The organism is Clostridium sp. DMHC 10, assembly GCF_001270375.1.
GTDB lineage: Bacteria > Bacillota > Clostridia > Clostridiales > Clostridiaceae > Clostridium_S > Clostridium_S guangxiense.
Map to the genome: position 1 here is coordinate 1170935 of NZ_LGVB01000015.1, position 22126 is coordinate 1193060.

Sequence of the window (22126 nt, forward strand, 5' to 3'; positions counted from 1 at the left end):
TTGGTGCTTTATATATTTATTATTGGTTATTTAATTTGAAAAAGTCAATTATAGTTTTAGATAAAATATGGAACTAAAGTAAGATATTTTATCCAAACATTATATAATTGACTATATTGAGCATAATAACAAATTTGACATAACTAACCATATTAACTATAATAAGCATAAATGCAAGCGATTGCATTATTTATTAAAACTTGGAGGGATATATATGAAAAAATTAGAAGTTTAACCGCACTTGCCTGTGCATTAACTTTAACTACAGGATTGTTCACTGGCTGCGCAAGCAGTAGTGGGGGAAGCGATTCTTCAAAAAAGGTTACCGTAAATATATTTCAATTCAAAGTTGAATGTAAAGCTGCTCTTGATAAGGCTGTAAAGGATTACGAGTCAAGTCATAAGAATGTCACTATAAACGTACAGACAGTTGGGGGCGGTCAAGATTATGGTGCCGCACTCAAAACAAAATTTGCTTCTGGTGATGAGCCAACAATATACAATATTGGCGGTCCACAAGATGTACAAGATTGGAAAGCAAAACTTGAAGATTTATCGGATCAACCATGGGTTTCAAAAGCATATGATGGAACTTTAGATGCTGTTAAATCAGATGGAAAAATATATGGTTTGCCATTTGATATGGAAGGTTACGGTTTTATATATAACAAATCTATATTCAAGAAAGCAGGTATTGATCCAGATTCAATAACCTCATATGCAGCTCTTGAAAAGGCAGTTACAACTTTAGATTCTAAGAAAAAAGATCTTGGACTTGACGCTGTATTTGGAACCGCTGGGAAAGAAACTTGGGTTGCAGGATTACATGATTCAAATGTACCATTTGCATTAGAATTAAAAGATGGTGTATCTGCTTTCAAAGCAAAAACTATTAACTTTACTTATGCCGATGGCTTCAAGAAATTACTAGATATACAAAATAAATATGCATACAAACCTGATGGAACAAATAAATCTATAAACAGTGTTGATTATTCAACTCAAGTTGAAAAGTTATTCTCCTTAGGTAAAGTTGCAATTATTGAACAAGGAAACTGGATTTATTCTACAGTTTCAGGAATTAACAAGGACATAGCTGATAATATGGGATTACTCCCAATGCCAATAGAGGGTGTTAAAGAAGATTCCGTACCTGTTGGTGTTCCTATGTACTGGGCTGTAAATTGTAAGAAAGACTCAGCAACAAAAAAAGCTGCAAAAGACTTTTTAAATTGGCTTTACACATCTGACAAGGGTAAAAACATGATAATAAATGATTTTAAATTTATACCAGCATTAAAAGGTTATGATGCTTCAAACTTACAACCTATAGATCCTATATCAAAAGAATTAACAAAGTACTCTAAAGCAGGCAAAACAATACCTTGGGTATTCATGGGATATCCTACTGGCTGGGGACAAAACAAACTTGGCGCTGACATTCAAAAATACACTTCAGGTGATATGACTTGGGATCAATTAGTTAAAGATGCCAAAGATCAATGGGCCGCTACAAGGTAATCATATACGAGGTTTGGGCGAAGCCATTATCCTTCTAGAACCTCAAAAAAGCACTTTCTCAGTAACACCAAAGGCTGAGATTTGGTATCAACTATCATCAAGGGGTTTGGGCATAAACCCATTCCCCATATATATTTAATTCTTCTTTAATAACAACAATAGTAGTAACAAACCATTACTAATTAAAAGTGTAGGGTTTTGATCATAAGCTCATTACCCTCCTGTAATAAATTGAATACATAGTTCAAAACCTATAAGGGGGAATTTTAATGAAAAAAAAGAATTTATCATTTTGGTTATTCCTAGCTCCAGTTCTTATTGCCTATATAGTAGTTCAGCTTATACCGCTTGTTTCTGGAATATATTATTCATTTACAGATTGGAATGGAATTGATTCAGATATAAAATGGACTGGTTTAAAAAATTATGCTAAGGCCTTTAAAGATCCAACCTTTATGCATTCATTTTTATTTACATTAAAATTTACGGTATTATCTCTTATCGTACTAAATTGTATTGGCTTTGGCTTAGCACTTTTAGTTACAAGAAAATCTAAATTAAATAACATTCTAAGAACAATATTCTTTATGCCAAACTTAATAGGAGGACTTATACTTGGATTTATATGGCAATTTATATTTATACAAGTATTTGCAGCAATTGGTACAGCTACCCACACAAAATGGCTTTTGGGTTGGCTTTCAACTAGTAGTACTGGTCTAGCTGGTCTTGTTATAATTATGGCATGGCAAATGTCCGGATACCTAATGGTAATTTATATATCATCCTTGCAAAACATTCCTGCTGAAACACTGGAAGCTGCTGAAATTGACGGTGCTAATGCATGGCAAAAAATCAAGAACATAACAATACCATTAATAAGACCAGCATTCACTGTAAGTATTTTTCTCACCCTTTCAAATTGCTTTAAATTATATGATCAAAACTTGTCTTTAACAGCTGGCGGTCCTGCAAATTCAACTGAAATGCTTGCAATGAACATCTACAATACAGCTTTTCAGTTTAACCTTATGGGGGTTGCCCAAGCAAAAGCAGTTATATTCTTTTTACTTGTAGGCGCCGTTTCCCTAACACAAGTATATTTCTCAAAAAAAAGGTGAGGTGGAAGTATAATGGCTAAGAAGAACAAACATAAAATTAAAATTTCTTATTGTATTATTTCTATAATAGGAATTGTAATGGCATTACTATTTTTATCTCCTTTCTATATAATTGTTGTAAACGCATTTAAGACAAAGGCCCAATTGTTTGCAAGTACTCTTGCACTTCCAAAATCCATAATTGGGGCTAACTTTAAAGATGCATATAGGGAACTTGATTTTTTTAATTCTCTATTTCACTCTTTATTTATTACTATTGTCAGCGTCGCCATAATTATAATCTTTTCATCTATGGCCGCTTGGATGTTAGAGAGAACAAAGAGCAAAATAAGCAATATTATTTTAATGTTGTTCGTAGCTTCAATGATTGTTCCTTTTCAATCCGTAATGCTTCCGCTCATAAGATTAATGGGGAAATTACATTTTTTAAATGTAGGTGGATTAATTTTTATGTACCTTGGTTTTGGAGCTTCTCTATCAGTGTTCTTGTATCACGGATTTCTTAAAAGTATTCCAAAGGAACTTGATGAAGCCGCAGTACTAGATGGATGCAGCAAATTTCAAACCTTCTGGTATATAATATTTCCTCTTTTAAAGCCTATGTCTGTAACTGTTTCAGTTCTAAACGTAGTATGGATCTGGAACGACTACCTACTTCCTTCACTAGTAATTAATAAGCCTAATACTATGACTATTCCATTAAAAACCTTCTTCTTCTTTGGAGAGTACACAAAGCAATGGAACTTAGCTTTAGCCGGATTAATATTAGATATAATACCTGTTATTATTTTCTACTTCTTCGCACAAAAGCATATTATAAAATCCGTTACTGCTGGAAGTATAAAATAAAAAAAGCTACGTAACAATATAGAAAAAATATTAAATAAAATTAATAAATCTAAGATAAAAATATCCAAAATCCTAAGACGTTTCAATAACTCGCTAATCGCTCAGACAAATTGAAACCTCTAAGTATTTTGGATATTTTTCTCTAAGATTTATAAAATTTTATTTAAACAGTTTCTTCAATATTGTTGCTTCACTTACGGCCTTCACTTCATACCAGCTTCCTGTTCACAATCTCAGTTACTGCAAAAGTTGCTACATCTTCCGCAAACTTTCCTGGACCAAAACCTGCATCATATCCAAGTTCCTTTGCAAGTTCATGAGTTATTCTAGCGCCGCCGCAGGCAAGTACAACCTTATCTCTAATTCCTTCTGCTTCAAGTATTTCAACTAAATTCACAAGGTTTTTTATGTGAACATTTTTTTTGAGTTACGGTTTGAGAAACTAAAAGCACATCCGCCTTAAGTTCTATTGCCTTCTTTACAAAGTCCTCATTTTCAACCTGACTTCCAAGATTGTAAGCTTCTATCATGTCATATCTTTCAAGTCCATAGTGTCCCGCATAGCCTTTCATATTCATTATTGCATCTATACCTACAGTATGGGCATCCGTACCTGTACTTGCTCCAACCACTACAATTTTTCTCTTTATATTTTCTTTTATATATTTATCAACTTCACTCATGGACATTGTATCTACATCAACAGTTTGAACTACTATACCTGTGTAATCAACAGTGTGCTTAAGAGAACCATATAAAACATAAAAGGTAAAGTTTTTATCAAGCTTTTTATGACAAACAACATCGATATCATCAAGCCCCATTTTCTTAGCTAAAATTCTTGCTGACTCCGTCGACTTTTCGGAATCAGAAAGAGGAAGTGTAAAACTAACTTGAACCTTACCATCATTCATGGTATCTCCATATGGTCTTACTTTTGTTAAATCTAATGTTTTATCAAACTCTTTTTTCTCAAGAGAATATAAACCTCCACTCACAATGCATCTCTCCTTTCATTATTTATTTAGCATTAAGTCCAAAAATGGGTTAAAGTATTCTTCAGATTTTTCAAAAACTCCATCAAGACCTTTGCCCATGTCTCTTCCTCTTCTTATCCCTGCAAAAGCACCTTTTTCAAGGGTATTAAAAATTCCATCTCTCTCTATTTCCTTTAAAAGTTCATAGGATTTTTTAAGCACAAAATCTGCTCTCTTTTGAATAATGCCTTCTTCTTTAAATTCTATCTCATCTCCAAGAGATTTCATTGCCTTTGAAACATAAGAGGCATTTTCAATAGAAAGGGCTCTATCCGACATAAAAGGAGTGTGAATTGCTTCTGTTAACATTCCAAGAAGGTGAATTCTCTGGTTTGTCAAAACAGTGATCATATTAAATAAAGTATCCTGAACGTGGCCCCTAAATATGTTTCCTGTCATGTACTTTGTTGGAGGCATATATTTAAGAGGGGCTTTAGGGAATATCTCCCTTGACATTTGTGCCTGCGAAAGCTCATACACAAAGGAATTTTCAAGCTCTGGGTCCATTTCAAAAGCATGACCAAGTCCCATTTGTTCTTCTTTTAAACCTGCCATAAGTGCAAACTGCTCATTTATAAATTGTGAAGATAAAACTGTGTGAGCTTCTTCATAGGCATCTGACGTAGTTAAATAATTGTCCTCCCCTGTATTTATGACTACTCCTGCATAACCGTTTATTACCCGTGAAAAATATTGATCTACAAAGGTTCTCTGCATGTTTATATCTCTAAAAAGTATTCCATACAAAGCATCATTTAGCATTACATCAAGCCTCTCAAGGGCTCCCATCGCTGCAATTTCTGGCATACAAAGTCCAGAACAGTAATTACAAAGTCTTATATATCTTTTAAGCTCGGCTCCAACATCATCAAGTGCCTTCCTCATAAGCTTGAAATTTTCCTGCGTTGCATAGGTTCCCCCGAAACCTTCCGTTGTAGCACCATATGGAACATAGTCAAGAAGGCTTTGAGCTGTAGTCCTTATAACTGCAATTATGTCTGCTCCCTGCTTAGCTGCTGCAACTGCCTGAGTTATATCCTCATATATATTTCCTGTTGCCACTATTACATATAAAAGTGGACCTTTTTTGTCCCCATAGGAATTTAAAAATTTATTTCTCTTTTCCCTATTCACCTTTATTCTTTCAACTGTTTTCTTTGCAATGGTCATGGCATTATCCATAGTCAAAAATATATCTTTTGAATTAAAATCCGTTAAATTTAAAGTTCCATTAGAAACCTTCTTAGCTATCTCCTGCATTGAAAGTCCTGTGCTTAGCTGAGCATTGCTCAAATAATAAGCTGCACCCTTTGATAGTCTATTTCCCTTTTTTATATTTTCAACCACTACATTTGGAAGTGGTATATTTTCCTCATTAACTCCATCTATTCCAAAAAGTCTGCATATAGTTCTTTCAACGGAAACTGTGGTATTTTTATCGATAAAATTTTGAACCTCTGCTGCTATATTGTGAGCACAATTTCTAGCCTTATTAACTGTGTTGAAATCAAGATTAAGCTTACTTTTCATCCTTACCCCTCCTCGTAAAATTCCCTTGCTGTATTTATTATTTCGTTGTCTAATCCCATAAGTGTACATATATTAAGTGCATCTTTAGGAATAGCAGTGCCTTTTTCAACCTTTTCAAGAGAATAATCCATATATCTATTTATGAGCATTAAAAATTCTTCTTCTTTTTCAATGTCCTTTATAACGCTGATGTCTACATTTTTAAGACCTTTTACTTGATAATGAACGTCTGCAAAACTGCACACTCCGTCATAATGAGTAGAAAGTACGACTATAGAATCAAACTTGCCAAGATACTTAACAAGAGCTTTAGTTATATTGCTCCCCTCTTCTGGGTTTGTTCCACGTGCAAATTCGTCAAAAATTATAAAGCCTTTCTTATCCTTAAGTTCATCTAGAATCCTCTTAAGCTTAATAACCTCTCCGCCAAAGGTACTAAGTCCATTTTGAAGTGACTCTGCATCTTCACTTAAAAAGCACATAAAATCAAGGGGGCAAATTCAAAGCTGTCTGCAAAAACATAAAAACCCATGTATGCAAGAAGATAGTTGAGTGCTGTTATGCTTAAAGCTACAGTTTTCCCCCCATATTTGCCCCTGTAATAACTGTAGTTCCCTTTAAAAGTTCAAGGGTAATAGGCTTAAAACTGCCTCCCTTTTTCTCAACTTTATCTTTTACCATAGGATTTATGCCATTAACTATTTTTATCTTATTTGAAAGTACAGGTCTGCAAAGTTTGTAATCAAATGCACATTGAGTTTTAGCTATGATAACATCTAGTTTTCCAAGCATATATGTGCTTTTAATTAATTTATCAGCATATTTTGATATTTCATTTGTGAGACTTTTTCTTATAGCAAACTCCTCTTCTTTTTCATGATTTACTACTTCTGCTCTATCCTTTAAAAGCTGTACTCTTTTACTGCTGTTCTTCTCTTTATAAATAAACTTTTCTATTTTTCTTTTTTTTATCTCTGATTTTAGATAACTTTATAGAATATTCATCATATATAAAAAAGCTTGAACTTCTATTTTCTATTGGATTTAACAACTTATATATTTCATCAAAATCACATAGCTTAATCCCTTTTAAATTAAATTCAAATGCCTCATACAGATTATTTATTTCCGATGACAAAATAACAAAATTTTTAATTTCAAACAGCTCAACCTCATCAAGGATATTCCCAGTTTTACTTCTCCTAAAAGTATTTTTTATATCTCTAAATCTCATAAGTATATTTTCAAATTGGTCAAAACAGTTCTGTTTATTTATGCACTTTTCGATGTTTTCGTACTCATCTAAAAGTTCTTCTTTTGAAGTTATTGGCTTTAATGCTGCAAAAGTTTCCTTTCCAAACACACTTGAAACATTGAATCTATCCATTACATAATAAAATCCTATTTTTTTCTTAGCTTTATCCTCTAAAAATGTCATTCTATCACATCCATATCAAATTGCTTTACACTAAAAATAGGTATATTAATTTCGTTTTTTAACTTCATATATATATCCTCATACTCAAGTACAATTCCTTCTGATGACCAAGGATTAACACTTATTCCAGCTAAATTTATATTATCTACTGCTCTTATTATTCCACCTTTCAACACGAATCTATCATAGGTACTCTTTTTCATAAAAACTTTTGTAGCATCCTCCACAACAAAAGCAGCTTTTTTAACTTTAAAATCTGAATTAAGTATTTCTGTCATAAACTTATCCGTAACTATACCTTTTATAAATACATATTTTAAATCACCACTATAACTTGAAATAACCTCTTTATACGCGTTTATTGAAGTATTGGCATGGCTCTTCTCAATGTAATCTTCATATACAAAAGCAACTCTGGTTTCTTTCATTGTTTTTTCATAAAGTTCTATAACCTTTGAATCAGCCTTAGTAATTGAAAATAATGAAACTAAATTTTCTGTTTCCTCTACTAATTTAAAAATATTATGAGAAAAAGCTGCACCAATGCAGAGTACTACTACTTCTGTAACTGTTGGCGCTGCAAAACTTTTTCTTGAAAGTGCTCCATCTACAATAGTAAACTCCGCACCGCATTTCTTTAACGCATCTATTACAGCTTTTATTTTCTCTTTAGTTGATGGTCCTGCTATCTCGAGAAATCCAGAAGTGATGCTTTCTGCAATAACTATATTTCCAAGAGGTGTACTTATATCCATAACCCCAATTATTTTAAAAGTAGCATCACTTTTTAAAATCATGCTTTTAGCAGTAGCTACGAGAGTTCCAGTTTTAACGTATATCCTTGGTTTATGGGTAAAGGTTACTGCATCCTGTTCCTCCCCATCTCTTCCTATAGACGTTATGGCAAGCTTTTTATTTTTTAAAGCCTTCATAATAAAATTAAGCGTTGTAGTTTTACCTGTATTTTTTTCAAGCCCTATAATTGATAGTGTCTTATACTGAGAAATTCTTTGAATAAAATTTTCAAATTCCTTATATTTCTGCGCCATTATTACTCTCTTTATATTTTTCTATTCTTATTTCTCTATCTAGGTTTTCTGGCTCTATTGACATTTTTTCTCCACTTAAAAGCGCCGAAATTCCTATTTGATGAATCTTTTTCTTACCTCTACAGACCTCACAGTGACAGTCTGGAGAATAGTTTTTAGGTTCCTTATAAGTTGTTATAACACCTTCAAAATTTCTTAGTATGAGCCTATCATTGCTTTGGCTTATAACATAATTAGGCATTACAGGTATCTTTCCGCCTCCACCTGGAGCATCTACAACAAAAGTAGGGACACAGTATCCAGAGGTATGTCCTCTAAGTCCTTCTATTATTTCAATTCCCTTTGATACGGGAGTCCTGAAATGTCCAAGTCCCATTGATAAATCACATTGATAAATGTAGTATGGTCTTACTCTTATTCTTACAAGCTCATTTACAAGCTTTCTCATTACATGAACACAGTCATTTACTCCCTTTAAAAGCACAGATTGATTTCCAAGTGGTATTCCTGCATCTGCAATAGCCTCACAAGCTCTTTTAGACTCCTCTGTTATTTCATTTTGATGGTTAAAATGAGTGTTTATCCATATTGGGTGATATTTCTTTAGCATATTTAAAAGCTTAGGTGTTATTCTCTGAGGCATAACCACTGGCACTCTTGAACCAATTCTAATTATTTCAACATGCTTTATAGCTCTTAATTTCTTTATTATATATTCAAGGAAATCATCGTCTACTAAAAGAGCATCCCCTCCAGACAAAAGTACATCTCTTACTTCTGGTGTTGCTGCTATATAATCAATGCATTTATCTATTTGCTCCATAGAAAGACAGCTATCAGTATGTCCTGCAAACCTTCTTCTTGTGCAGTGTCTGCAGTACATTGAGCACTGATTTGTTATGAGCAGTAAAACTCTATCTGGATACCTATGAGTTAAACCAGGTACTGGAGAATCTCCATCTTCGTGAAGAGGATCAACTAAATCTCCTGGCGAAATAGTAAGTTCATCTACAGTTGGTATTGCCTGTTTTCTTATTGGGTCAAACTCATCCTCTGGATTTATCAAAGAAAGATAATACGGTGTTATAGCCATTCTAAATTTTTGAAGACACTTTTTAGCTCCTTCTTCCTCTTCCTTTGTAAGTTTAATATATTTTTTAAGTTCATCTACATTTTCTATTCTATTTTTAACCTGCCATTTCCAATCATTCCAATCACTATCTGGCACATCTTTAAAAAGTTCAAATCTTCTACTCTTGTTCACTGTAAACCCCCCCCGATTTTTGTGTATACCCGTAATATTTAGATTCTAAATATTGCGGCGTTGCAAGTAATTTTTAAAATATGAGAGTACAGAGTACAGATGACAGAGTACAGTGAAGGTGGATTTATCTTCCTTACGTCAGATAAATCTTAGAACTTAGTAATGTTCAGCTTCGCTGAAGGAGATAATTATTTTTAATTTAGATTTTCCGCAGCAAAGCGTAGGAAAATCAACCTTCACTGTACTCTGTACTCTGTACTCTGTCAACTGTACTCTGCCTCAATTGTATTTTTCTTCAAATATTTTTCTAAGCACACTTGATTCTCTGAGTTCATTTATTGCTATCTCTGCATGTCCCTTTGTGTAACCATTTCCTATATAAAGGGATACATCCTTGCCAACACCTTCAGCACCTAATGCTGCCTTTGTAAAACTTGTTGCCATTGAAAAAAAGTATGCGGTTCCTTCATCTTTTACTGGAAGTATTGTGGACATTTCTGTGTTTGGTACATTTACACAGTTAATTGATATGTCATATTCTTTTCCGTCATTTGCTTCAAGTGCCTTTTCTAAAACTTCTGTTGGATTAACCGCATTTGCCATAATAACTTCATTGCAAAAGCCTGCCTTTATAAGTTCTTCCCTATCTTTTTCAAATGCTACAAGTCCAACTACTCTTCCTGTAGGTCCAACCCTTTTCCTTGCCTCATAGGAACAAAGTGTTCCTGATTTTCCGAAAGCTCCTAATATAAGCACACTATCTCCTGGCTTTACCATCTTTGAAGTTTGTGCTGGTGCTCCTGCAACATCTAGAACTGCAAGTGCCAGGTTTTCGCTTAAATCATCTGGAAGCTTGACATATATACCGCTTTCAAATAGCACTGCCTTACCTTCAATTTCAACTCTATCTATTTCTTTCTTTATGCTTTTTATTTTTTCAATTTTAAGTGGAGTTAGGGATAATGAAACAAGTGTTGCTATTTTATCTCCAACTTTTATATCTACCTCCGAAACTAGATCCTTGCCTATTTTTTCTACAGTGCCTATTAACATTCCGCCTGAACCTGTTACAGGGTTCTGCATTTTTCCACGTTCATCTACTATTTCAAGTATTCTTTTCTTTATCTTTTCTACATCTCCGCCCTGTTCATTTTCTATTTGGGTAAAGCTTGCAGAATCTATATTAAGTGCCTGCACATCTATTAGTATTTCATTATCCATTATGTCCATGTTATTTGAAATTTTTTTAGCTGCCTGAGGAAGTACCCCTTTTGGCTCCATTACTCTATGTGTTCCATATTTTGATGACTGCATATTATTTCCCCCTCTTATCTGCTATATTTAAATTACATGTAAGCTTTCAACTCACTTAACTAGAATTTTTGAAGTAACTCATAAAATCCAGAGGACAGAGTACAAAGTACAGAGGACAATGAATGTGGATTTTTCTCCGCTTCACTACAAAAAATCTTTAATATATTTCTGGCATAATCCAATTACATTTAAACTACTTGAAAATTTAAAAACTGAATTACTACACATTTAACGCTTAACTTACCTAAATAAAATATAATTACTTTTTATATTAATTGCGCAAGCATCAATAAGTTTAAGATTTTCGGCATCAGCAGAAAATCAACCTTCACTGTACTTTGTACTTTGTACTCTAACTAAGTAATAATTGTTGTAAAAACTATTCTAGTTATTCTAAAAGTTTAATGTTCTTTCCTTATATCAGGTGCAAAATTTCTCTTGCTTCTTTTGGAGTTGCTATTTCTCTTCCTATTTCTTTTGAAATTCTAACTGCCTTTTCAACCATCTCTCCATTTGACTTAGCCAGAACTCCTTTTCTTATGTATACATTGTCTTCAAAACCTACTCTTACGTGCCCACCTGCTGCTATAGCCATGGCCGCCATTGTAAATTGCGCTTTTCCTATACCAGTCACAGTAAATGCTGAACCTTCTGGAATACTTGCTTTCATGAATGCCAAATCCATTAAGCCTGCGTTTATTCCTCCTCTTACTCCCATAACAAAATTAAATTGAAGAGGTGCCTTTAAAAGTTTTTCTCTATAAAGTCTTATAGCTGTATCTATCATTCCCTTATCAAATACCTCTATCTCTGGCTTTACTTCAAACTCTTTCATTTTTTTAGCAAAGTACCTTATGGTTTCTTCTGTATTTACAAAGATATCATTCTTACCAAAATTACAAGTACCACAATCTAAACTTGCTATTTCTGGCTTTAGAAATATAGGACTTAATCTTTCGTCATTATCCATTCCAACTGCTCCACCTGTGGAAGGTTCTATTATTACATCTTGACATTCTTCTTTTATTCCATCTATACATGCTTTAAATCTTTCAAAGCTTTGTGTTGGCGTCCCATCATCTTCTCTTACATGTAGATGAATTATGCTCGCTCCAGCTTCATATGCAAGTCTAGCTTCTTTTACAATTTCCTTAACTGTATATGGAACATTAGGATTATCTTTTTTCATAACCTCTGCACCGCATATTGCAGCAGTAATTATTAATTTTTCCATAACATCCACACCTTATTTCCTTTGTTTATCTTTAGGAACAACACATACTCCAGTGGCTCTACAAACAACTATTGGTTCCTCAAGAAAATCTGCAGCCGAGTCATTTATATCTGTTCTTTGTGAAACTACTTTTCTAGCTTCAAACTCCATTTTTCTCGATGTATTCCCTACCTTAACAATTTTGCCCACTGCCTCTATATAATCTCCTGCATAAACTGGAGCTAGAAAATCAACGCTTTCATATGCTCTAAATAAACCTTCGTCACCATCATGTCTTATTAAAAGTTCTGTTGCCACATCTCCAAACAAAGCAAGCATTTTTGCCCCGTCAACAAGATTTCCACCATAATGTGCATCGCTAGAACCCATTCTAAGTCTTACAACTACTTCTTCCATAAAAAATACCCCCTATTAAAAAAGTCATAAAATTATATATTGTATATTTTGAAAGTCACTAACAAATTCTGTATCAAATAATTGCATTTATTGATATAATATTATTTAGCAAGATATATGTTGATAATTTTTATGCTATTAGCCTTAAATATTATTAATTTATCAATTAACTTTATTATAATTTATTTTTATCTAGTTAACAATAAACGCCATGTACCTATTTATTCGCGAATATTGGACATTATGTACAACCGTATAAAAACAGTACACAGTACACAGTTCACAATAACTGTGCATTGTGAACTGTGAATTGTGCACTGGACTAAACTTCAATTTATCAGGATGAATTTAGTATTACTAATTTCAAACTTTCACGCTGTCTATCTATAAAAGGAGCTGATTCTTTTGCCTTTACTTATTAAAAATTTATTTGAACTAGATTCACTTAATGGGATTAAATTACTGACAAGCCAAAATGGAATAAATAACGAAATAGCATGGGTAAATATAATGGAAATATTAGACGAAATTAGTTATCTCCAAAAGGATGAGCTTTTATTAACTACAGGCTACAAACTAGATGATGAAAACTTAAACAAAGATTTGATATTAAAGCTTCATTCAAAAGGTTTAGCTGGAATGGGCATTCAAACAGGATATTATTTAAATAAAATACCTGAATATATAATAGCCGATGGAAATAAATATAACTTTCCCATATTTGAAATTCCAAAGAATTTAAGTTTTTCAATAATAACTCAAGTTGTACTTAAAAACGCATATGCAATAAATATTAAACTTAACGATGAAATTCATAGTGGTAATTACAAGCATATTTTCGAAAACTTAAAAGCAAATAAAGAACTTAATTTTCATGACACATACCAGCTTAAAAATAGCTTGCAATTAAATTTAAATTCAAGTTTATGTTTATTTATTTTATCGATTATAAATACTTATGATACTCTCATTTCTGAGAATACAATGCTTAACGTAATTAATAATCTCAGAAATTATTTCCACTCACACAACATTACTACTGTTATTGAAATTTTAGATAATAAAATAATGTTTTTAATATCCTCATCTCAAAAGCTTTCAACTCACAATTTAAGCATAGAATTAATTGAAACTTTAAAATCATCCTGTAAAAATGAGTCAAATCTTGCATTACTGATTGGAGCAAGTAATATATTTGGTTCAATAGAAAATTTGCTAAATGCATATAAGGAGTCGTGTTCAAGCTTATCTACATTAGAAAAAATAAATATTAAGACAGGAATTTGTTTTTATAAATATTTACCGCTTTTTAAATCTCTTGGACTTATTAATTCTGATAGCTATATTGCAAAATCTCTACAAGAAAAAATATACACATTAATAGAATACGATAGGCTGCATAACACAAATTATTTTTACACCCTAAAATCCTTTATAGACAATGAATTTAATATAAATTTGGCTTCAGAAAAAATATACATTCATAGACATACTTTAAAAAATAGATTGGAAAAAATGAAGCAAATATGTGATATTGATTTTGATGATTACTACTCAAGACTGAGCTTAACCTTGGCAATTTATCTTTATGAACTGTTTTCGTAAATATTAAATCAGTGCACAATTCACAGTTCACAGTGCACAATTTAGGTTGATTTTTCTACTCAAAACGTAGAAAAATCTGAAAAATAATAAACTGTAAGATTTTCTGCAAAAGCAGAAAATCATCCATAACTGTGAATTGTGCATTGTGAACTGTGCACTGGTTCTAGATTACTGTGATTGCATTAACCGGGCATGACTCTTCTGCTTCCTTCGCGCCTTCCTCTGCTTCCCTAGGCACATCTGTAATTTTAACAAATGCCTTTCCATCATCATCATCCATTTGAAAAACCTCATTGCAAAGATTTGGACATAGTCCGCAGCCGATACATTGACTTTTGTCAACACTAGCTTTCATTCTAACGCCTCCACCATGTTTATTCATACTCTTTATAATAGCCAACTAATCATGTTTTTATTCTATTTCTATAGATAAGCTATATATGAAATTTAAATTAATTAAATCGGCTTTGTAAATTTGAAATTGTTATTTTTAGTATTAATTTTAATATTAATATTGCAGTTTTGTACAAAATATGTTAACATACTGTTAATTAATTATTTACTAAATTGTACTTTTGTCAATTAATTGTTTATATTTAAATTTTATGACTATCCATCTATATTTATCCTTTCTTAGAACATAATAATAATAAATTTATTATAAAGGAGTGCATAAAAATGCCAAAAAAAATAATTACTATACTACTCGTTATCTGCTTAAGTGTTGTTACTTTAGTTGGTTGCGGTGCAAAGACCAATACGTCATCCAATGCAGACAATTCCCTCGATAGAGTAAAAAAAGCTGGTCAAATGGTTATAGGTATTGATAACACATATCCTCCAATGGAATTCAAAGATAAAACAACTGGTACTAACAAAGGATTCGATATTGATGTTGCAAATGCAGTTGGTAAAAAACTTGGAGTGAAGGTTAAATTTGTTCCAAATGCTTGGGATGGAATTTTTCTTGCTCTTAAATCTAAAAAATTTGATTTAGTTCAATCAAGTGTAAGTATAACAGATGATAGAAAAAAGACTATGATTTTTACTGATCCATATATATATGGTGGAAATGCTATATTTGTAAAATCAGATAATACCACTGTAAAAAGTGATAAAGATTTTCCCGGAAAAGTAATAGGCTGTCAAGCTGGAACAACTGCTCAAGATGTACTTAGCAAATTATCTGGACTTAAAGAAGTAAAAAAATATGAAGCAATGACAGACGCATTTTTAGATCTTCAAAATGGAAGAACTGCTGCAGTCGTAACTGACCCTATGGTTGGAGATTACTACAACATTACTGCTCCAGGTAAGTTTAAGAAATTAAAATCTTCTTTAACAAAAGAACCTATAGGTGTTGCTTTTAGAAAAGAAGATAAGGGTTTAAGAGATGCTTATAATAAAGCTATGAATGAATTAAAGAAAGATGGAACTTTATCAAAGTTATCTAAAAAATGGTTTGGACTTGACATATATGCAGAGTAAAAAAAGTGCGAAGTAACAATGCTTCGTCACACATACGCGGGGTTTGGGCGTAAGCCCATTATCCTTCTAGAATAAGATAAAAGTACTTTCAATAATAAATTCCATAAATCTAAGTTAGGAAAATGACAAAATCCTAAGATATTTCAATAATTCGCCTTTTGCTCAAACAAATTGAAATATCTAAGTATTTTGCAATTTTTGAACCAAGATTTATTAGGGTTTTTTTAAATCGTTCCTTCAGCACTATTACTTCAACCACACAGTAGTTCAAGGAAAAAATTCCTCCCTATCTACGGAATTTTAGGGGTGAATTTTTGTAATCAATTAAATTTTTATACCATATTCCCTAATTAATCTTCATTAATTAACCATATTTACAGTATATCTTTCGTAGAGAAACGGAGAAAAATTTCAAATATATTCCAATGTAAGTCCAACTCCTATTTCTTTTATATTTGTAACCTTTGAGAGCTCTATTTTGGATTTTAAATCTGTACAATGTCCTGCATGAACTTTGTTTATGTTATTTTGCTTCATATATTCGCAAGTTTTTGTAATTACCTCTCTAGAAGGGTTAAGAAGGTGAAAACCACCAATCACATCTACAATCCTGTCATCACTGCACACTTTCTTTGCATATTCAATAATATTGCAAATACCAGAATGAGAACAGCCAGTAATAATAACTAAGCCTTCTGCACTTCTATACACAAGTGCAGAATCATCTAGTACATAGTCATCTATCTCACCACCACTATGCTCCATTTTCCCAATTGGCAACTTATTTTCGAAGTCATTTTTTCTCTCTATTTCTCCCAGAAATACAACTTTATCAGTTAACCACACAGGATTTTTGCTTAAATTCACTTCAAAATGCCTCTTCAGTTTTTCTTCCGATACCATACTTCCTATGTCCTCTGCATCAGATACCCATTTATTTAGAAAAGTCATTGGATGAGCAATTAATTTAGGTTTATTATACCTTGTACTTTCACTATAGTGTTTAATTAAAAAAGGTAATCCCCAGGTATGATCATTGTGCCCGTGAGAAATAACTATTGAATTTATATTATTTATATCTATATTCATCTTATAGGCATTTTTTATAAAAACATCTGAATAACCTGTATCAAACAAAATGTTATAATTATCATCTTGAATAAAATAACTCACTCCCGGTTCCCCTAAAAAGTATCGGTCAATAATTGTATTGTTATCTACAAGAACTGTTAGCTTCAAAATTTACCGCCTCACTACAAATACATGCTATCTATAAGATGTATCCCCGATTCTGTTTTAAAGTATTTATTTTTTATTATTTCTACTCTTTCTTTTTCTATTGAATCCTCAAAAATATTTATGATAAAATCTGCTTCAATAAGTATTTGATAATCTACGTCGTCTATCTTATTATATGTATGATGATGGCCTATTAAATAACAAACCCTATCGACAAAATTTTTATCTAAATTAAACTCTTCCAAAATATCTTTTGCCACAGCTGGTCCTTCTATCTCCTGATAGTTCCCTGCAGAAGAATTGTACTTTCTTTCGCTTTCCTTAATTCCAATATCATGAAGTACCGCAGCAACTTCAAGTATTAAAAGCTTATCATTACCTATATTTTCAAGCTCACCTATAGTTTTAGCAAAACTATAAACTTTCATAGCATGATTTATACGTCTTACATCCCCATCAAAATAAAGTATCATCTTATTTACGACATCACTTACGAGTTTCACTCTAACCACTCCTCCAATTTATTCATATTTGTCAGCTTTAAGCAAGGAAGCTATGTTTTAAATAAGCATAAAATCAGCACTTATTTAGAACATAGCCTATAATAAAAGTCGTATACTAGATAAAAATCGGTTCAATTTTAAGGTTAGTTTATCATATGCCTATATAAATTTCAACTATGAAAATTTATACTTCAATATAAATTAAATCCCATACCTTCAATGTTGGCACTTTAAATTTTATAGCCTTGCCTTGTTCATGAAGAATGCATTCATATTCAAGCTTTTGAGCTTTATTTGTTTCGTAATCAGGAGACGCAACATATACTCCTTTTACATTTTCTACAACTAAAGCTGTAACTTCAATATCTTCAATTTTATATGGTAAATTGGCCTTACCTTCATTCCAGCCCATATTTTGATAACCAGCGAAATTAACAAGGTTTATTATCTTATATCCTGGCTTTTCCTTAATTAACGTCCACACTTTGTCTCTCTCAGCTTTAGGTGATGCTTCACAGCCATTAAATACATATTCTCCATTTATTCCACCAGTATATGTCATGCTGTCATCTACTATATTAAAATCAAAAAGAAGTTCTTCATACCTTACTATAAAATCGTAATACTTCCTAAGCTTTTGTGAAAAGCTCTCTGAAACCACCGCATAATTAGGATAATATCCTTCAGTTAATACTCCATTTTTTTCTCCAAGTAATAGATGAAAACCGCCACTTGCAAATATAGTGGCCATAGTCATTATTGTGGCATTTTCTGCACTTTCCAACGATGTATTTTCTTCTTTGTTAAAAGGTTTCATATAAGCCGCTAATATAACCTGCTTTTTAGGTTCATACCTTTTAGCATTGTTAATTAAATTATATAAATCACCATAGGTTATATTGGGAGGCCAAACTTCAATATACATACAGTCTTGGTTAGAACAAGCTACAGTATCTATAGGCCAATTATTTACTGCATTAAAAATAAGATTTACCTTATATCCTTTCTCTTCAATGTAAGCTCTAGTATCATCAATTAATTTGGGAAAATCCTCTCTTAAATGTCTTATAGACTTATCATTGTTTATTTTACTTACTGCTTCCTTTGGAAAACCATATTGATCCATGTGTATGCCATCAAAACCAAGCTTGACTGCTTCATAAAATTCATTTATTATATGATCATGCCATGGGTTCTTTCTATTAATATCCATCATAAATATAAAATTTGCAAAATCCAAAACATTTCCATCATTTTTGTACATTGCCATTTCTTTATGCTCTTCAAAAAACTCTTTTTCCGAGCCATATACTGCACCATAAGCCAAAGCCTTCATGCCGTATTTATGACAATAATCTATTTTTTGCTCAACTACATCCATTGAAAGTTCTCTTCCCAATGGATCGTTAAAAACACTTTGAGGTGGATTTAACTTATGATGTCTATACATCCAATCATAAAATTGAACAACATTTATGTGATATTTATTTATCTGCTCTACATCTTTACTATCATCCAAGTCATTTTTCGAAAAAATCTGATATAAATCCATACCTTGGTGCATCATACCATTCATGAACTATATCAAAAGATGTAGCTGCACTTTCCTTAAGGACATTTTCACTGTATAATTCAACTTCAACTCCATATCCTGATATAACATCATCTGAGTCGCTTACATAAATTTCAAACATTGTTTCATTGTTGTCCTCAATTTCTTTTCGAGTAGTTATTATTATATTATTAAGTCTATATACTTTGCATAACAAATAACTATTCTCAAGCTTACTGTAATCATTGATTTCTACCTTTATTTCAACCTTTTCTCCATGCTTATATTGTGATTTTAACGGAAAAATATCTACCACTTTTTCTGCCTCCTTACTTTTCAACACAAATCATATCCCAGTATTGTAATTTGGGTACGTTTATCAACAAATATTGACCCTTTTTATCACTTTTTACCTTGTATGATAAAGTTTCAATATTACCATCTCTTGCATCTGGTGAAGCAAGCCATACTTTTTTAGGTTTACCACTAAAATAGTATTTCAATTTAAGGTTACTTTGTATCGTTGGACTTTTTACATCTCCATCGTTATCTACCCATTCGTTGGATTCATTTCCTACATTATTTATAAGATGAATAATATTGTACCCTACCTTTTTCTTTGAAAATGCCCATACACTATTAGCATCCGCACTGTCACTTACCTTAACATTGGGTATTTCTATATCATTATCACTATCCTCTACGCCATCTCTCAAAAGATTCTCATAAGCCACTGAAAAATCATAATAATTTCTCATTGCTTTCTTAAGAGCTGGTGTCATAGATAAGTTTTTGTTTGGAAAATACTCATTGCAAAGCATTCCAGTATCACCAAGTTCTATATGTGCACCTCCAGAAGCAAATATAGAAGCATCTGTAAGTCTTACTCCTGGTTCATTAAATTCAGTTCCACTCTTACCTAAGTTATAATTCATATATGCAGCCAGCACTATGCTTTTTTTATTCTTTGACAAATCTCTACTTGTATCAATGGCTTGTTTTAAATCTGCATAGGAATGACACTGATTGGGCCATACCTCCTTGTACAAGAAATCTACATCCACACTTGGCGCAACACTAATTTCTCCGTAGCCCCTACAGGATTAAATAATATTCCTTTACTAAGCTCCTTTTTAGCTGTATTTAAGAAATCTTTATATCCATCGCTTAACTCAACTGTTTTGCCATTATAATCAAACAGTATCCCTCTTTCTCCTAAGGTATCTACATGAAACACATCAAATTTGTATACACTCATAGCTTGTTTTTCACGGCCTATTATATAATTTTGCCAACCTTTATTTGCAGGATTAAATAGGAATAGCTGGCTTGAAGCCCAACTTGATGGTAAAGGGTGAAAATCCTGTTCCTGATGCTTGTCATCCTTGTAAAGTCCCCACTCTTTTTTTACTCCATCAGCTTCATAATCTGAATAAGCTCCAAACATAAGATTATAATTCGCTGCCATCATATTTTTAGAATGGGCGAGATCAATATAGTCCTTTATAGTCTTACCATAAGTATCTCTGTTTGCAATATCACTCCACTTATCCTCCGGTTTCTCTACCGTCCCCGCAAGAGGCTTGTTGTGCTTATACTGCCAATCATAAAACTCCAGACCATCTATATGATATTTAGTCAAGCTATTTATTGTATTTTCTGAAGCTGATTTACTCTGATTTGGATAATCAGCTATATACCCATACCTTGGAAACTTGCTCCAATTTGACGACACATCAACTGCAGTGTTCCTATTATCATAAACGGTTATATTATTAAATGCATAAACCTCAATCTGGTATCCTCTAAAATCATTCTTAGGTGCATTCCATTTCACTTGAACAATTGCATTTTTATCGAGTGAATATTTTATCTCTTTACTATCTATAGTGCTGCTTAAATACTTAAAGTACATACTTAAGGTTCCTTTTCTAGCCCCTTTAAAGTTTTTATTAAGCTTTATATATATTTTTACTGTATCTTTAGGATTGTACCTTGCTTTATCAGTATAGACATCACATATAAGATTATCCTGATATTTTATTGCGCTTACTTTGTCAGGTCTAAAGCTCAAAAATCTATAAGCAAAATATCCTATAAAAATACCTACCAATACTACTACAATTAAGATTACTTTTCTCCTCATAACCATCACCCTTTAATTGATCCATCCATATTTCCTGTTTGAACCATGTACTTCTGGGTGAATGCAAATATAAGAATTTCAGGAACTATTGTTATCATAGCGCCAGCAAATACTAGTCCCCATGAAGTCGCATGCTGTCCTCTAAAAAGCTGCAATCCAACAGGTAATGTCCATTTGTTAGGATCTTTGATAAAGGTTAAAACTCCAAAGAAATCACACCAAGTACCAGTAAATACGCCTATTCCAAGAGTTCCCATTGCCGGCTTTGAAAGTGGAAGAACTATTTTCCTATAAATTGTCCATCTACTTCCTCCGTCTATAATTACAGATTCCTCTAAATCCTTAGGGATATCTTCAAAAAATCCCCTTAAGAAAAATGTATTTCCGGCTATTCCTCCGCCAACTGACAATAGTAAAAGTCCTCTATACGTATTTACTAAATTCATACTATTTATAACACTGTACTGAGCAACTATATTTAAAATTCCAGGAACCATCATAGTAAAGAGATATATATTGAATATAATTTCTTTTCCTGGAAAATCAAAACGAGCAAAACCATATGCAGATAAGGATGAAAAGAACAAAACAAGTATAGTAGTTGTTATAGATAAAAATGTACTGTTTAAAAAATATCTAAAAAAGTTATTGTCATTCCACACAGTAGCATAGTTGCTAAAGTTAAATGAATGCGGCAAGATTCTTGGTGGATACGGCATTGAAAAAGTATCCGTTGATAAAGATGTTGTAAACATTGATAGAAATGGTATTATAGATATAATTACAAATACCCATAATGCACAATGAGTTAAAACCTGACCTACTTTACTTCTTACCATA

22 protein-coding genes and 1 pseudogene are annotated in these 22126 nt (G+C 32.3%); 5 read left to right on the forward strand and 18 right to left on the reverse strand.

What is annotated here, in order from left to right:
- Nucleotides 1-171 precede the first annotated feature (171 nt).
- The 3 genes from AGR56_RS07465 (at nt 172) to AGR56_RS07475 (ending at nt 3491) form a co-directional block, all read left to right on the forward strand.
- Nucleotides 172-1521: an ABC transporter substrate-binding protein gene (locus AGR56_RS07465; RefSeq protein ID WP_053241739.1), complete on the forward strand. Its 1350-nt coding sequence runs from the start codon at nt 172-174 to the stop codon at nt 1519-1521.
- Between the two features lie 269 nt (nt 1522-1790).
- Complete coding sequence (locus tag AGR56_RS07470) at nt 1791-2642, forward strand: sugar ABC transporter permease (protein WP_053241740.1); 852 nt, start codon at nt 1791-1793, stop codon at nt 2640-2642.
- A gap of 12 nt (nt 2643-2654) precedes the next feature.
- Nucleotides 2655-3491: a carbohydrate ABC transporter permease gene (locus AGR56_RS07475; RefSeq protein WP_053241741.1), complete on the forward strand. Its 837-nt coding sequence runs from the start codon at nt 2655-2657 to the stop codon at nt 3489-3491.
- Nucleotides 3492-3699: 208 nt separating this feature from the next.
- Here AGR56_RS07475 and AGR56_RS07480 read toward each other — a convergent pair.
- The 10 genes and pseudogenes from AGR56_RS07480 to AGR56_RS07525 all read right to left on the reverse strand — a co-directional run bounded on the left by AGR56_RS07480 (nt 3700) and on the right by AGR56_RS07525 (nt 12753).
- Nucleotides 3700-4489 (reverse strand): annotated as a pseudogene (locus AGR56_RS07480) (OAM dimerization domain-containing protein).
- Between the two features lie 18 nt (nt 4490-4507).
- Nucleotides 4508-6058: a lysine 5,6-aminomutase subunit alpha gene (locus AGR56_RS07485; protein WP_053241742.1), complete on the reverse strand. Its 1551-nt coding sequence runs from the start codon at nt 6056-6058 to the stop codon at nt 4508-4510.
- Nucleotides 6059-6060: 2 nt separating this feature from the next.
- Nucleotides 6061-6540 (reverse strand): hypothetical protein, encoded by a 480-nt coding sequence (locus AGR56_RS07490; protein WP_053241743.1) that lies wholly within the window; start codon nt 6538-6540, stop codon nt 6061-6063.
- 88 nt (nt 6541-6628) lie between these two features.
- Nucleotides 6629-6850, reverse strand: coding sequence for a hypothetical protein (locus AGR56_RS07495; protein ID WP_053241744.1), 222 nt, complete (start codon nt 6848-6850; stop codon nt 6629-6631).
- Nucleotides 6851-6995: 145 nt separating this feature from the next.
- Entirely contained in the window at nt 6996-7496 is a 501-nt protein-coding gene (locus AGR56_RS07500) for a hypothetical protein (protein ID WP_053241745.1), read from the reverse strand.
- Nucleotides 7493-8545 carry a hypothetical protein gene (locus AGR56_RS07505; protein WP_053241746.1) on the reverse strand — a complete coding sequence of 351 codons (1053 nt, stop codon included), beginning with the start codon at nt 8543-8545 and terminating at the stop codon, nt 7493-7495. Before AGR56_RS07505 ends, AGR56_RS07500 begins: the two co-directional genes overlap by 4 nt.
- The gene (ablA, locus tag AGR56_RS07510) at nt 8529-9809 is read right to left on the reverse strand and encodes a lysine 2,3-aminomutase (protein ID WP_053241747.1); all 1281 of its coding nucleotides are present in this window, start codon (nt 9807-9809) and stop codon (nt 8529-8531) included. The genes AGR56_RS07505 and ablA overlap by 17 nt, the downstream gene beginning before the upstream one ends.
- A 279-nt stretch (nt 9810-10088) precedes the next feature.
- On the reverse strand, nt 10089-11123 hold the full coding sequence (locus AGR56_RS07515) for an L-erythro-3,5-diaminohexanoate dehydrogenase (protein WP_053241748.1): 1035 nt from the start codon (nt 11121-11123) through the stop codon (nt 10089-10091).
- Nucleotides 11124-11538: 415 nt separating this feature from the next.
- Nucleotides 11539-12357: a 3-keto-5-aminohexanoate cleavage protein gene (locus tag AGR56_RS07520; protein ID WP_053241749.1), complete on the reverse strand. Its 819-nt coding sequence runs from the start codon at nt 12355-12357 to the stop codon at nt 11539-11541.
- Between the two features lie 12 nt (nt 12358-12369).
- Nucleotides 12370-12753, reverse strand: a complete 384-nt coding sequence (locus AGR56_RS07525) for a hotdog domain-containing protein (RefSeq protein WP_053241750.1) — start codon at nt 12751-12753, stop codon at nt 12370-12372.
- 405 nt (nt 12754-13158) lie between these two features.
- Here AGR56_RS07525 and AGR56_RS07530 point away from each other — a divergent pair, with 405 nt between their 5' ends.
- Entirely contained in the window at nt 13159-14358 is a 1200-nt protein-coding gene (locus AGR56_RS07530; RefSeq protein WP_053241751.1) for a PucR family transcriptional regulator, read from the forward strand.
- Nucleotides 14359-14521: 163 nt separating this feature from the next.
- Here AGR56_RS07530 and AGR56_RS07535 read toward each other — a convergent pair whose 3' ends face one another.
- Nucleotides 14522-14713, reverse strand: coding sequence for a ferredoxin (locus AGR56_RS07535; RefSeq protein WP_053241752.1), 192 nt, complete (start codon nt 14711-14713; stop codon nt 14522-14524).
- Between the two features lie 323 nt (nt 14714-15036).
- Between AGR56_RS07535 and AGR56_RS07540 the strand changes: the two genes are divergently transcribed.
- Nucleotides 15037-15846 (forward strand): ABC transporter substrate-binding protein, encoded by an 810-nt coding sequence (locus tag AGR56_RS07540; RefSeq protein ID WP_053241753.1) that lies wholly within the window; start codon nt 15037-15039, stop codon nt 15844-15846.
- Nucleotides 15847-16257: 411 nt separating this feature from the next.
- Here AGR56_RS07540 and AGR56_RS07545 read toward each other — a convergent pair whose 3' ends face one another.
- The 7 genes from AGR56_RS07545 to AGR56_RS07565 all read right to left on the reverse strand — a co-directional run bounded on the left by AGR56_RS07545 (nt 16258) and on the right by AGR56_RS07565 (nt 22125).
- Complete coding sequence (locus AGR56_RS07545; RefSeq protein ID WP_053241754.1) at nt 16258-17085, reverse strand: MBL fold metallo-hydrolase; 828 nt, start codon at nt 17083-17085, stop codon at nt 16258-16260.
- Nucleotides 17086-17099: 14 nt separating this feature from the next.
- Nucleotides 17100-17558 carry an HD domain-containing protein gene (locus tag AGR56_RS07550; protein WP_053243291.1) on the reverse strand — a complete coding sequence of 153 codons (459 nt, stop codon included), beginning with the start codon at nt 17556-17558 and terminating at the stop codon, nt 17100-17102.
- Between the two features lie 214 nt (nt 17559-17772).
- Nucleotides 17773-19164, reverse strand: a complete 1392-nt coding sequence (locus tag AGR56_RS07555) for a glycoside hydrolase family 66 protein (RefSeq protein WP_198149976.1) — start codon at nt 19162-19164, stop codon at nt 17773-17775.
- Entirely contained in the window at nt 19109-19456 is a 348-nt protein-coding gene (locus AGR56_RS22675; protein ID WP_198149978.1) for a glycoside hydrolase family 66 protein, read from the reverse strand. The genes AGR56_RS07555 and AGR56_RS22675 overlap by 56 nt, the downstream gene beginning before the upstream one ends.
- A 13-nt stretch (nt 19457-19469) precedes the next feature.
- The gene (locus AGR56_RS20760; RefSeq protein WP_242851366.1) at nt 19470-20189 is read right to left on the reverse strand and encodes a glycoside hydrolase family 66 protein; all 720 of its coding nucleotides are present in this window, start codon (nt 20187-20189) and stop codon (nt 19470-19472) included.
- A 5-nt stretch (nt 20190-20194) separates the two neighbouring features.
- Nucleotides 20195-21286: a glycoside hydrolase family 66 protein gene (locus AGR56_RS20765; RefSeq protein ID WP_198149982.1), complete on the reverse strand. Its 1092-nt coding sequence runs from the start codon at nt 21284-21286 to the stop codon at nt 20195-20197.
- Between the two features lie 5 nt (nt 21287-21291).
- Nucleotides 21292-22125 carry a carbohydrate ABC transporter permease gene (locus tag AGR56_RS07565; RefSeq protein WP_053241755.1) on the reverse strand — a complete coding sequence of 278 codons (834 nt, stop codon included), beginning with the start codon at nt 22123-22125 and terminating at the stop codon, nt 21292-21294.
- Nucleotide 22126 lies beyond the last annotated feature (1 nt).